The sequence below is a fragment of the Streptomyces sp. NPDC015346 genome, assembly GCF_043078785.1.
Taxonomy (GTDB): domain Bacteria; phylum Actinomycetota; class Actinomycetes; order Streptomycetales; family Streptomycetaceae; genus Streptomyces.
In genome coordinates this window covers 388,705-401,528 of sequence record NZ_JBIBTW010000007.1, presented here as the reverse complement: position 1 = coordinate 401,528, position 12,824 = coordinate 388,705, and the positions used below count along the sequence as shown (strand labels likewise).

Genomic DNA, 12,824 nt, shown 5'->3' with positions numbered 1-12,824 from the left:
GGGCGGCGGCCGGGCGGGCCCGCTGAGGCGCCTGAGGCGGCGTGAGACCGCGTGACACGGTCGTCCGCGGTCGTGCGCGGTTGTCGTCCGCCCGGCCGTGCGCGCGGCCGCCCACGCGCGTGCATCCGACCGGGTGGGGTCGGCGGTCCGTTCCGCGCGGCACGGGAGTGGCGCCGGGGCCCGATGCCTAGCCTTCCCCGATGTCGACTATCCGATGGTGGACGGCCGGTGCGCTGGCCGGGATGTGCTCTCTCGCGCTGACGGGCCTGTTGCCCGGGCCCGCGCGAGCCGCCGCATCCGAGGTTCTCTCAGGGGTCCCCTCCCGAATCCCCTCCGGCGTCCCCTCCGGGCCACCCGCCTACGCCTGCGCGAAGGACCAGTGGCCCTGGGGCTGCATCGCCGAGTGCGAGAGCAGCGGCCGCTGGCACATCAACACCGGCAACGGCTTCTACGGAGGCCTCCAGTTCTACCAGCCGACCTGGGTCGAGCACGGCGGGCCGCGCTACGCCCCGCGCGCCGACCTGGCGACCCGGGCGCAGCAGATCACGATCGCTGAGGAGGTGCTGCGGACGCAGGGCTGGGCCGCGTGGCCGACCTGCGCCAAGCGGTACGGGCTCAGCGGGCGGGTCCACACGGTGCAGCCGGGGGACACGCTCAGCTCGATCGCCCGGCGGTTCGGGATCGCCGGCGGATGGCAGGCGCTCTACGCGGCGAACCGCAGCGTGGTCGGGGCTGACCCGAACCGGCTCATGACCGGGACGATGCTGAGCATCGCGCCGCTCACCGTCCTGAGGTGAGCTCGGCGGCCTCTCCGCTGAAGGCGAGGGAGCCGCGCCGCAGTTCGTGCGCGAGGGTGCCGGGCGGCAGTCCGGGCGGGAGGCGCTGCTCGGCCAGGGCGACGGCGGCGCCGCCGCGCAGGGCGAGGGCGGTGAGCAGACGGTACGTACGGGAGGCGACGGCCGGGGACATGCCGAGGGCCGGCTCGTCGACGAGGACCACGCGGGCGGGGGTGAGCAGGGCGCGGGTGAGCGCGAGCATGCGGCGTTCGCCGCCGGAGAGGGTGCCGGCGGGGCGGGCGAGGAGGGGGGCGAGCTCGGGGTACGCCTCCAGCGCCGCCTGGTGGTCGTGGGAGGCCAGCTCCAGGTTCTCGGCGACGGTGAGGGTCGCGTACACCGCCCGTAGGTCCGGTACGAAGCAGAGGCCGCGCCGTGCCCGTTCGTGGGCGGGCGTCCGGGTCACGTCGGCGCCGCGCCACAGGACGCGGCCGGAGGACAGGGGCACGGTGCCGGCGAGGGCGCGCAGGGCGGTGGTCCGGCCGGCGCCGTTGCGGCCCAGGAGGACGGTGACGGTGGCGGCCGGGAGGGGCAGGTCGACGCCGTGCAGGGCCTCCAGGGGGCCGTAGCGGACGCGGGCCCGGCGCAGGGCGATCTCGACGCTCATGACACGATCCGGCCTCCCTCCATGGTGTGCACGGTGTGGGCGATGCCCGCGACGAGGTCCGGGTCGTGCTCGACGACGAGGACGGTGAGGCCGTCGGCGGCGAGCGCGGCGAGCAGCCGGGCGAGGGCGTCGGTCTCGGCGGCGTCGAGCCCGGCGGAGGGCTCGTCCAGGAGAAGGGTGTGCGGCCGCCCGGCCAGGGCGCGCGCCAGCTCGACCCGGCGCAGGGTCCCGGTGGCCAGGTCGGCGGCGGGCCGGTGCCGCACGGCCCCGGCGAGCCCGAGGAGCCGCAGGCTGCGCTCGGTCGCGGCGGGGTCGCGGATGTGGCCCTGCTCGGCGCCGAGGCGGACGTTCTCCTCGACGGTGAGGGACGGGAAGACGGCGAGCCGCTGAAAGGTCCGGGCGATACCGAGCCGGGTACGGACGTGGGCGGGCCGGGCGGTGATGTCGACGCCGTCGAGCGTGACGCGCCCACGGGTGGGTCGCAGGGCCCCGGCGAGACAGTCGAAGAGGGTGCTCTTCCCGGCCCCGTTGGGCCCGACGAGCGCGGTGACCCGCCCCGGCACGAGCCCCAACGAGACGGAGTCGAGGGCGGTGAGTCCCCCGGGGTAGGTGAGCGTGAGCCCATGGGCCCGCAGCCGCACGGGAGGCACGGACGCGCCGGGCTCGGCCCCGCGCCTCCACCCGGCGGACCGCGCGGCCGGCCGGGGGCCGGTCCGGACTCCGGCGGGCGGGGGACCGTCGGGGGTGGGCCCCGGAGCCGCCTCGACGGGAGGTCCAGCGGGGGTGGTTCCCGGGGCCGCTCCGGCGGGCGAGGGTTCGCCGCCGACGGCGCCCGGGCCCGCTCCGGCGGGCAGGGGCCCACCGGAGCCGGCGTCCGGAGCCGCCCCGGTGGGGCCGGGTTGCTCCGCCTTGTCCGGGGGCTCCGGCTCCTCCCCTGTGGGAGGCCGAGGGCCCCCTGTCGGCGTCGGCGGGCCTCCTGGCGCGTCGGGTGTGGTCCCGGGTCGCCCTCCGGGCGGGGCCGAAGGCCTCTCGCCCGGCGCGCCCTGTGGCGGGGCTCTCCGGGGCTCCGCCGACTCGGGCCGGTCCGGGTGCTCTGCGCCCCGCGGTTCGCCGGTGGGTGCGGAGGCGGCTCGGCGCCTGGCTCCCGGCCGGGGGCGGTCCGCGGCCTGCAAGGCTGAGGATGGCGGCGCAGGGGGGCGCCCTGCGGGGCGGGCCGGGGCCTCGCGGGCGCGGGAGAGCAGGGTGGTCAGGGGTGGGAGGCGGCCGACCAGGGTGGCCAGGATGCCGATCGTCGCTGCCGCGACGCCGCCGCGGGTGCCCGCGTCGAGGCCGACCAGGAGGACGGCCGCGGCGAGCGGGGAGAGGAGGCTGTCGGCGCCGAGGACGACGACGGCGGCGAACCAGAGGAGGCCCCGGAGGGGGTCGTAGGCCTCCGGGTCGAAGGCGCGCAGGCCCATGCCCAGGAGGCCGCCGCCGAGGGCCGCCAGGGCCGCGCCCAGCACGAAGGCCAGGAGCTTGAGGCCGGCCACCCGCACCCCGGCCGACTCCGCGCCCGCCTCGTGGTCGCGCAGGGCCGCGAGCGCCCGGCCCGTGCGGCCCCGGCGCAGCGCCGCGACCAGCAGCAGACAGCCGGTCAGGACGACGAGCTCCAGGGCGTAGTAGAGCCGGTCGTCCCCGAAACCGGCCGGGCGGCCGAGCTCCAGGCCCGCCGTCGCGTACGGCTGCGCGAAGACGAACCGGCTCACCGCCACCCCGACCGCCAGCGTCGCGAGCGCCAGCGCGAGGCCGTGCCTGCGGATCGCGGGCCAGCCCGTCAGCAGGCCCAGCGGGGCGACGAGCAGCACCGCGAGCGCGAGGGCCGCGAGCTCCGGCACACCACCGGCCGCGAGCAGCGCCGTGAACAGGGCGCCGAGACCGGCGTACGCCGCCTGCCCGAGCGCGATCTGCCCGCCCCGGCCGGTCACCACCACCAGGGACAGCAGCACGATCGCCAGCGCCGGCACCTGGACCGACGTCCGCAGGTCCGAACCCGCGAACCCCAGGGGGAGGAGGAAGAGGACCCCCGCCGTGACCCACACACCCCCCGAAACCCGGCCCTCCCGCGTCGGCGGCGGCAGCGCGTCCTGCCCCCGGCCGCCCACCCCCGGCACGAGCAGCACCGCCGCAAGGAGCGCCACCACGAACAGGTTCGCCCCGACCGCCTGTACGAGCGGCCCCGCCCACCCCTCCGGGTGGAACCGGGCGAGCTGCGCCTGCGCCACCCCGATCGCGAGGGCCGTCGCGATCGCCACCGGCAGGCTCCGCATCCGGGCCGCCACCGCGACCGCGATCACCTCGACGACCAGCAGCGGCATCCCGTACGGATCGAGCCGTACGTACGGGGCGAGCAGCACCCCCGTCAGACCCGCGGTGAACGCGCCGAACGACCACCCCACCGCCGACACCCGGTCCGCGTCGATCCCGCCGAGCATCGCCAGCGGCCGGTTGTCGACCACGGCCCGCAGCTCCCGCCCGAAGCGCGTCCACCGGGTCACCGCCCCCACCAGGCAGGCCAGCAGCACCACGGCCGCGAGCTGCGCCCACGGGTCGTCGCCGAGCAGCACCGGCGCGTCCGCCCGGGTACCGCCGCCCCACACCAGCGCCGCCCCGCCGACGAGCAGCACGAAGACCCCGATGGAGGCCACCAGCGTCTGCGCCGGGTTCGAGCCGGCCAGGGCCGGCGGACGGAAGACCGCCCGGTCGAGGACGAGCCCGATCCCGGGGGCGACCACGAAGAGCGTGACCAGGGCGCCGAGCGGCAGCGGCCAGCCCCACTCGACCACCAGCTGCCGCAGCACGTACGCGCAGACCATGGCGATGGCGCCGTGCGCCAGGTTGAGCACGCCGGTCGCCCGGTACGTGACGATAAGACCGATCCCGGTGAGGGCGGCGGCGCTGCCGACCGCGAGACCCGCGAGGGCGAGGTCGTACGTCAGCGAGGCCACGGCTCACACACCGGACAGGGGTCCAGTTCCTCGTCCCCGACCGGCACCGCCTCCGACCGGCCCGCCACCAGCGGGCAGTCCGGACGGTGCGCCAGCGTCCCGCCGGGGACCCGGACGGGCGGCTCGTCCGACGACGGCGGGGGAGCGTCCTCCGGCAGGGGGGCGGGCGGCGCCTTCCGTCGTACGGGAATCCCGCCCGAGGCCCCGACCAGCACCGCCCCCGCCACGATCAGCGCCGCACCGGGGACGGTGCACGAGGCGAGGTACGGCAGCTGCCGCTCCGCGAACCGTTCCCCGGAGATTCCGTACCACCCCAGGAAGCAGAGCACCGCGCCGCCGACGGCCGCGGCGAGGCCGCCCCACAGCAGTTCCCGGGATGCCGGCACGGGACCTCCCTCGCGCTCTTCCGGGCGGCGCCCTCTTCCTTGCACTTCGCCCGCGAGCGGCACACCCTTGAATCATCGGGCCGTTCGGCAATCATCAGTCCGTACGGCCAGGAGGACACCCGGTGGTGAGCCAGATGGTTCTCGAACGACATGGTGGACGCTCCCGTCTCGTCGCCCTGGCGGCGGCCGCGGCCCTGGTGCTCGGGCCGACCCTCGCGGGGTGCGGCGACGGCGACGGCGGCGACGGCGAGGCCCCGCCCGCGACGCTGCCGACCGCCACGGACCAGCCGCGCGACCCGGAGGCGGCCGAGGCGGAGATCACCAAGAACTGGACGGCCTTCTTCGATCCGAAGACCCCCACGGACGAGAAGGTGAAGCTGCTCGAGAACGGCGAGCGGATGCGTACCGTCCTCGCCGCCTTCGCGGGCGACAAGAACGCGGCCATGACCTCGGCGAAGGTCAAGGGGGTCGAGTTCACCTCGCCGAACGACGCGAACGTGACCTACGACCTGCTGGTCGGCGGGTCCGCGGCCCTGCCCGACTCCAAGGGGACGTCCGTCCTCCAGGAGGAGACGTGGAAGGTGTCCGTGAAGACCCTCTGCGGCCTGGTGCAGCTCAGCGGTGCGTCCGTTCCGGGCTGCTGAGGCGCTCACGGCGCTGCTCCTCGCCGCGCTGCTCGCGCTGACCGCGGCGTGCGGCAGCAGGCTTCCTCGGGACGCGTTCGGGGAGCGGCCCACCGCCCGCCCCGCAGGCGGTGAGCCGCTCCGCGTCGGCATCATCACCAGCGCCACCAGCCCCGTCGGCGGCGACGCCCTCACCGGCCCGCGCGACGGCGCCCGCGCCTGGTTCGACGCCCTCAACGCGCGCGGCGGACTGAACGGCCGCCCGGTCGAGGTCGTCACCTGCGACGACGGCGGCAGCGGTGTCGGCAACAACGCGTGCGTGCACCGGCTGCTCGACGAGCGGAAGGTGTTCGCCCTGGTCGCCACCACCGCGCTCGACTACGCCGGGGCCCCGCGGGTCTCCGAGGCCGGCGTCCCCGACATCGGCGGCCAGCCGCTCACCCCTGCGTACGACACCTATCCGCATCTGTACGGGATCTACGGCAGTTCCGCCCCGCGCACCGGCACGGCCCCCGGCTGGGACGGCGTCCTGTACGGCGGCACCGAGACCTACCGCTGGTTCAAGCGGGAGTACGGCGCCCGTACCGCCGCGGTCGTCGCCTACAACCAGGCGGCCTCGACCTCCTACGCCCGGCTGATCGCCGACGGGCTGCGGGCCGAGGGCTACCGGGTCGTCCACGAGCAGGTCGACTTCGCCCTGCCCAACTTCCGCGCGGTCGCGGCCGATCTGCGGGCCCAGGGCGCCGAGATCCTCTTCGACGCCCTGGACACGCACGGCAACGCGCGGCTCTGCGAGGCGATGGAGGCGCTCGGGGTGCGGGTCACCGCCAAGGTGACGAACGTACAGAACTGGTCCTCCTCCGTGCCCCGCGACTACGCCGAGTCGCCCGGCTGCCGCGCCGCCCTCCACGTGACCGGCTCCAGCCGGAACTTCGAGGACACCGGGCACCGGGCCGTACGGGAGTTCAGGGCGGCGATGGGCGGCCGGCCGCTCTCCCAGTGGCAGCTGGAGGGCTGGGCGGCAGCCATGTGGTTCACCGACGCGGCGCGCTCCTGCGGGGACCGGCTCACGCGCTCCTGCGTCGAGGAGTTCCTCAACCGCCCGGAGCCGTACACCGCCCGCGGCCTGCTGCTGCCCGTACGTTTCGAGAAGCTGCCCGAGCCGCCGAAGACCCGTCACACCTGCCTGTCCGTGGCCCGCTGGCAGGACGGGCGGGGCTGGGTCACGCGGGGAGAGATGACCACGAACTGCGCCACCGTCCCCCAGCTCGGCTACCGGCCGTGAAGCGGGATCCCGGGCGGGCAGTACAGTCGGCCCGTCCGAACACCAGACCGGGGGGAACCGGCAGCCCGATGCGCATCTCCTTTCTGCTCCACAACGCCTACCACATCGGCGGAACCATCAGGACGACGTTCACGCTGGCCCAGGTGCTGGCGGAGCGTCACGACGTGGAGATCGTCTCCGTCTTCCGGCACCGCGACGAGCCGATCCTCGGTTTCCCCACCGGCGTGACCCTGCGTCACCTCGTCGATCTGCGGAAGAACAGCCCCGGCTACGACGGCGACCACCCCGACCACGCCCGCCCGGCCCGGGTCTTCCCGCGCGGAGACGGCCGGTGGAAGCAGTACAGCGCGCTGACCGACGCCCGGATAGGCGAGCACCTGGCCGCCGTCACGGCCGACGTGGTGGTCGCCACCCGCCCCGGCCTCAACGTCCACCTCGCCAAGCAGGCCCGGCGCGGCCCGGTCCTGGTCGGCCAGGAGCACCTCGTCCTGACCGGCCACACCTACCGGCTGCGCCGCGAGATCCGCCACCAGTACGCGCTCCTGGACGCCGTCACCACCGTCACCGAGTCGGACGCGCGCGCGTACCGGCGGCTCGGCATCCCGGGCGTACGGATCGACGCGGTGCCCAACAGCGTGCCCGCGCCGAAGGTGGGGCCCGCCGATCCCGCCGCGAAGATCGTCGTCGCGGCGGGCCGGCTGACCCGGATCAAGCGGTACGACGTGCTGATCGACGCCTTCGCCGAGGTGGCCGCCGCCCACCCCGACTGGCGGCTGCGGATCTACGGCACCGGTGACGCGGTCGACGACACGCGGCCCGCGCTCGCCCGGCGGATCGAGGAACGCGGCCTCGGAGAGAACGTCTCCCTGATGGGCTGGGCCAACCCGATGGAGCCGGAGTGGGCGAAGGGCTCGATAGCCGCCGTCACCTCGCTGCGCGAGTCCTTCGGCATGACCATCGTCGAGGCGATGCGGTGCGGCCTCCCCGTCGTCTCCACCGACAGCCTCGGACCCCGCGAGATCATCGAGGACGGGGTCGACGGCCGGCTCGTCCCGGTCGACGACGTCTCAGCCATCGCCCGGGCCCTGCTCGCACTCGTCGAGGACGACGAACTGCGGGCCAAGACCGCGCGGGCGGCGCTCACGGCCTCCGAGCGCTTCGACCCGGTCCGCATAGCCGCCCGTCACGAGCGGATATGGGCGGAGCTCGTCGCCCGGGGCCCGGCCGGACGGAGCCACGGCCGGGCGGCCGCCGGACTCCACCGCGCCGTCGGGTCCGCCGTCGACGCCGGCTACGAACTGAAGCGCCGGATCGGGGTCCTGGTGCGCCGCTTCCGCTGACCCCGCGCCGGCCCGGGGTGGGAGCGGTATCGAGGACCGTAGCTGTCCTCGACCGCCGGCAGACTCGGCGCCATGTTGGAGACCTCCGCACGACTGCTGCGTCTGCTCTCACTGCTCCAGGCCCACCGCGAATGGTCCGGGGCCGACCTCGCCGAGCGAAGCGAGATGGGGGTCCCCCCGGCCGAAGGCTGGGGGAGGCTCGGGGTCACGCCGAGGACCGTGCGGCGGGACGTCGACCGGCTGCGCGAACTGGGGTACCCGGTCAACGCCAGCCCCGGCACCGGAGGCGGGTACCAGCTCAGCGCCGGTGCGGAGCTGCCCCCGCTGCTGCTCGACGACGAGGAGGCCGTCGCGGTGGCGGTGGGGCTGCGCACGGCGGCCGGCCACGGTGTGGAGGGCATCGGCGAGAGCTCCGTACGCGCGCTCGCCAAGCTGGAGCAGGTGCTGCCGGGCCGGCTGCGGCGACGGGTGAGCACCCTGAACGCCTTCACGGTGCCGATGCTGCGCGCCCCTCGCGACCGGGTCGACCCGGCGGTCCTGACCGAGCTGGCGAACGCCTGCCGGGACAGCGAGCGGCTCCGCTTCGCCTACCGCGACCACGACGGCGCCGCCAGCCGTCGCACGGTCGAACCGCACCGCCTGGTCTGCACGGAGAACCGCTGGTACCTGGTGGCGTGGGATCTGGACCGCGCGGACTGGCGTACGTTCCGAGCCGACCGGATCGTGCCCCGACCGCCGCACGGCCCCCGTTTCCCGCCCCGCGAGCCGCCCGCCCCGGATCTGGCCGCCTACGTCTCCCAGGGCGTCTCGACCCGCGCCTACGCGGCGGAGGCGACGCTCCGCCTCCATGTCCCGATCACCGAGGCCGCGCGGGTCGTCGGGCCCGCGCCCTGGACCGGAGTGCCGCGGGGGCGGCCGACCGGCCTGGGGAGCGCCGGGGCGATTGACGTATGTGTGCGTTCTGCGGGGGAATGGTGAATGCCGGGCGGTCGTGCCATGTCCGTCAATTCCCCGGAGTGGTGCGCGCGACGGAATTCCGATAGGGGTTGTCGGAACCGCCGGAAGAGGCCGGGAATTGCTGGAGATTCGACCGGAAACTGCCCTTCCGGGTGACGGTCCGCGCGCCAAACATATGTCGAGAAGCTGTGACACAAGCGTGACCGGTGAGGTACATGGGCTTGCTGGGAGATCTCTTCGCTCTCCGCTTCCGTCACCGTCCGGGGCCGCCTAACGTGAAGCACATGACACCGATGCCGAGCTCTTCCGTACCGCCCGAGGACGCCTCCGATGAGTCGTATGTGGGACTGCCCTCGGGGCGCGCCGAGCAACTGGCCAGGGATCGCGGCTGGCGTGTGGTGCGGTCGCTGCCGCCCGGCTCGATCATCACGATGGAGTACCTGGAGGGGCGCATCAACTTCGAGGTGAAGGACGGCACCGTCACCCGCTGCTGGCTCGGCTGACGGCGAGCGGCGAGCGGCCGGTCCGGACATGGGAAGGGCCCCGGCCGCATGGCCGGGGCCCTTCCTCGCGGGTCGTGGTGCCGGGGTGCTCAGCCGCCCGTGAGCGGCCGCGAGTGCGGCGGACGGCGACTGCCTGCCGGGGTGACCGGCGTCCGCTCCGAGCGCACTCCATGCGTTCCGTGCCCGGCGTGCGCGGGGTGCCCCGCGTGCCCGCCGTGTCCGGCGTGCGTCGCGTGCGTGGAGTGCGCGCGGGGTGCGGTGAGCGGCGCGGCCAGCCGGCCCTCCGAGCCCGGCCGGGCCTCGCTCCGTACGGACGGAGTCCGGCCGCTGCCGGCGCCGACGGGTTCCCGGACCGGCTCCTCGGGCCCCAACGGGGGCTGCGGGATCAGCACCGGACGGGGGCCGCCGCTCGCGACGGGCAGCGAGGGCACCAGCCGGCGGCGGGCCCGCAGCTGCTCGCGCAGCCGGTCGCGCAGGCTGAGGATCATCGCCTCCGCGCGGCCGATCAGCGGCTCGCACCACGGCAGGGCGAGCAGGATCAGCAGCCCCGCGGCCCAGCCGAGCAGCACATCGCTCAGCCAGTGCGTACCGAGGTAGACCGTGGTGAGGCCGACGCCGAGCGCGACCACGGCCGAGAGGGCCGACAGATAGCGCCGGGCCCTCGGCGTGGTCGCCAGATAGGCCAGGATTCCCCAGGTCACGACCGCGTTCGCGGTATGGCCCGACGGAAATATATCGCCGCCCGCGAAGAGCTCGGCAGAGCCGATCCGCGTCGCGTAGTGGGGACCGAGACGGCCCAGTCCGAGCTTGACCGCGCCGACCGTGACGTTGAGCAGGAGCAGCGCGGCGCCGAGTGTGAGCAGCGGCCGGAGGGTGTGCTGGCGCCAGGAGCGCCAGCCCAGCCAGGCCGCCACCATCACGGCCGTAGGACCGCGCTGGCCGAGGACGACGTAGTAGTCGAGGAAGGCGTGCAGCTCCGGCCACTGCTGATAGGGCCGGAAGAGCATGATCTTCCAGTCGAGGGTCACCAGCCACGTCGAGAGCAGCACGGCCACGACGATGGCCAGATAGAACGCCAGCGTCCCGCCGAAGAGGGCGAGACGCGTGCGGGTCATCCGCGGGACCTCTATCTTCGGCGGTTCCGGCTCCCGGTCCAGCCGGGCAAAGATGTCGGTACGCACCCAATCGACGTTACAGGGAGTGAGTAGCGACCCACGTCGATCCGGTCTCTTCGTGATGACGATGTGATGTGGAACAGGTCTCAGTCCCGAAGTTATTCATGGCGTCTGTCGGAGAATCCGATGACCTTCAGCCCTATTGCCGGCGGGTGACTTTCCGGAAGTCTGTTTGTACGCCGCGGAAATGCTTCAAACGGTTGTCCGGGTGGAATTCCATGCGACGCGCGGAGCGGACGGAGTGGCGTACGCCACACTCCGTCGTCCGCCGGGGTGAGAGCTGCGCCACGCGCTCGGGCCCTGGACTCGCGTACGCTGACGGCTCACTCGCCCGTCGATGCCGGGCCGCCCCGAGGGCGCGACCCCCGGCCGGTGCCCGCCGAGCGCGAGGGCTTCACTGGGAGGTACGTACATGCAGCGGACGATCACGGCCGGGGCACGGCTCCGCGCCGCCGGCGGCGGCGCCAACCGCTGGGTCGTCCTAGTCGTCCTCTGCGTCAGCCTGCTGCTGGTCGCGCTGGACGCGACCGTGCTCCACGTCGCCGTGCCCTCCCTCACCGAGGACCTGCGCCCCAGCTCCACCGCGCTGCTCTGGATCGTCGACGCCTACCCGCTGATCTGCGCCTCGCTGCTGATCCTCTTCGGCACGCTCGGCGACCGGGTGGGACGGCGCCGGGTGCTGCTCCTCGGCTACGCCCTGTTCGGCGTCGCCTCCGCGGTCGCCGCGCTCGCCACCGTCCCCGAGGTACTGATCGGGGCCCGCGCCCTGCTCGGCGTCGGCGGCGCGATGATCATGCCCGCCACCCTCTCGATCCTCCGGGCCGTCTTCCCCGACCGGCGCGAGCGGGCCACCGCCATCGGCATCTGGACGGCGGTCGCCGCGGTCGGCGCCGCCACCGGCCCCGTGCTCGGCGGCTTCCTGGTCGAGCACTACTGGTGGGGCTCCGTCTTCCTGATCAACATCCCGCTGATGGCGATGATCCTGCCGCTCGGCCGCTGGCTGCTCCCCGAGTCCAAGGGCGGCGGCGACGGCCCCTGGGACGTCCTCGGGGCGCTGATGGCCGCGGCCGGCGTGCTCGGCGTCGTCCTCGGGGTGAAGCGGATCGGCGCCGGCGAGAACATACTGGCCCCGCAGACCGCGATACCACTGCTCCTCGGAGCCGCGCTGCTCATCGTCTTCGTGCGCCGGCAGAGGCGCCGGGCGCAGCCGCTGATCGACATGCGGCTCTTCTCCCGCCCCGCCTTCACCACCTCCGTCGGCTGCATCGTCCTCGCCATGCTGGCCCTGGTCGGCCTGGAGCTGATCGCGGTCCAGTACCTCCAGCTGGTCCTCGGCCTCACGCCCCTGGAGACCGGGCTCCGGCTGCTGCCGCTCACCTTCGCCGCCATGGCGGCGGGCGCCACCGGCTCGTACACGCTGCGCCGGATCGGACCCCGCCGGATGGTCGGCTGGGGCTTCGTGCTCACCGCCGCCGCCGTGCTGCTCCTGGTGTTCATGGGACAGCACGACCGGCCGCTGCTGCTCACCGTCGGCTTCGTGCTGCTCGGCTTCGGGCTGCAGACCACCCTCTTCGCCGCGTACGAGTCGATGCTCAGCGAGGCCCCGCCGGAGAGCGCGGGCGGCGCCGCGGCCATCGGCGAGACCTCGTACCAGCTCGGCGCCGGCATGGGCATCGCCCTGCTCGGCAGCGTGATGAACGCGGCGTACGCCCCCGGTCTCTCCTCCGTCCCCGGCGTGCCGGCCGCCGCGGGCGAGGCCGCCGCGAACTCGCTCGGCGAGGCGTACCAGGTGGCCGACCAGCTCGGCGGCGCGGCCGGCGGGGCGCTCTACCACGCGGCCCGGCACGCCTTCGTCGGCGGACTGCACCTGACTCTCTTCGTCAGCGCCGGCCTGCTGCTCCTCGGTGCGCTGATGGCGCTGCGGCTGCCGCGCGTGATGGAGTGCCCGGTGGATCCGGCAGACCTGGTCGCCCCCTCCGAACCGGTACGCCTTCCGGCCTCGCGCGAGCCGCTCACCCGCGGGTCGGCCACCCGGGAGCCGTCCACCCGTGACCCGGCCGGACGTGACCAGGCCGCGTGCGAGTCGGTCGAGCCGGCCGGCTACGGGCGCCCGGCGCGCTGAGCCGCGCGG

General features: G+C 74.7%; 10 protein-coding genes and 1 pseudogene. 7 read left to right on the top strand and 4 right to left on the bottom strand.

The annotated features are described in order from the left end of the window. Positions 1-200: 200 nt before the first annotated feature. Entirely contained in the window at positions 201-797 is a 597-nt protein-coding gene (locus tag ACF06X_RS26260; protein WP_392289744.1) for a transglycosylase family protein, read from the top strand. Here the strand turns inward: ACF06X_RS26260 and ACF06X_RS26255 are convergent. From ACF06X_RS26255 to ACF06X_RS26245, 3 genes are read right to left on the bottom strand one after another with little or no spacing between them, the layout of a single operon-like run. Continuing rightward, entirely contained in the window at positions 781-1,440 is a 660-nt protein-coding gene (locus ACF06X_RS26255; RefSeq protein ID WP_392289743.1) for an ATP-binding cassette domain-containing protein, read from the bottom strand. The genes ACF06X_RS26260 and ACF06X_RS26255 overlap by 17 nt on opposite strands. Continuing rightward, a complete protein-coding gene (locus tag ACF06X_RS26250; RefSeq protein ID WP_392289742.1) occupies positions 1,437-4,424 on the bottom strand; it encodes an ATP-binding cassette domain-containing protein in 2,988 nt (995 codons plus the stop codon). Before ACF06X_RS26250 ends, ACF06X_RS26255 begins: the two co-directional genes overlap by 4 nt. Then, a complete protein-coding gene (locus tag ACF06X_RS26245) occupies positions 4,412-4,810 on the bottom strand; it encodes a hypothetical protein (RefSeq protein ID WP_392289741.1) in 399 nt (132 codons plus the stop codon). The genes ACF06X_RS26250 and ACF06X_RS26245 overlap by 13 nt, the downstream gene beginning before the upstream one ends. A 134-nt stretch (positions 4,811-4,944) precedes the next feature. On the opposite strand from ACF06X_RS26245, the gene ACF06X_RS26240 reads away from it, so the two are divergent. The 5 genes and pseudogenes from ACF06X_RS26240 (at position 4,945) to ACF06X_RS26220 (ending at position 9,518) form a co-directional block, all read left to right on the top strand. After that, positions 4,945-5,454, top strand: a complete 510-nt coding sequence (locus ACF06X_RS26240) for a hypothetical protein (protein WP_392289795.1) — start codon at positions 4,945-4,947, stop codon at positions 5,452-5,454. Next, positions 5,432-6,718: an ABC transporter substrate-binding protein gene (locus ACF06X_RS26235; protein WP_392289740.1), complete on the top strand. Its 1,287-nt coding sequence runs from the start codon at positions 5,432-5,434 to the stop codon at positions 6,716-6,718. Before ACF06X_RS26240 ends, ACF06X_RS26235 begins: the two co-directional genes overlap by 23 nt. Before the next feature lie 68 nt (positions 6,719-6,786). Further along, on the top strand, positions 6,787-8,058 hold the full coding sequence (locus ACF06X_RS26230) for a glycosyltransferase (protein WP_392289739.1): 1,272 nt from the start codon (positions 6,787-6,789) through the stop codon (positions 8,056-8,058). Between the two features lie 72 nt (positions 8,059-8,130). Next, a pseudogene (locus tag ACF06X_RS26225) lies at positions 8,131-9,015 on the top strand (helix-turn-helix transcriptional regulator); the annotation flags it as partial. Positions 9,016-9,299: 284 nt separating this feature from the next. Further along, on the top strand, positions 9,300-9,518 hold the full coding sequence (locus ACF06X_RS26220; RefSeq protein ID WP_392289738.1) for a proteinase inhibitor I78: 219 nt from the start codon (positions 9,300-9,302) through the stop codon (positions 9,516-9,518). Positions 9,519-9,607: 89 nt separating this feature from the next. Here the strand turns inward: ACF06X_RS26220 and ACF06X_RS26215 are convergent, their stop codons facing one another. Then, a complete protein-coding gene (locus tag ACF06X_RS26215; RefSeq protein WP_392289737.1) occupies positions 9,608-10,699 on the bottom strand; it encodes a phosphatase PAP2 family protein in 1,092 nt (363 codons plus the stop codon). Between the two features lie 406 nt (positions 10,700-11,105). On the opposite strand from ACF06X_RS26215, the gene ACF06X_RS26210 reads away from it, so the two are divergent. Further along, positions 11,106-12,815 (top strand): MFS transporter, encoded by a 1,710-nt coding sequence (locus ACF06X_RS26210; RefSeq protein WP_392289736.1) that lies wholly within the window; start codon positions 11,106-11,108, stop codon positions 12,813-12,815. Positions 12,816-12,824 lie beyond the last annotated feature (9 nt).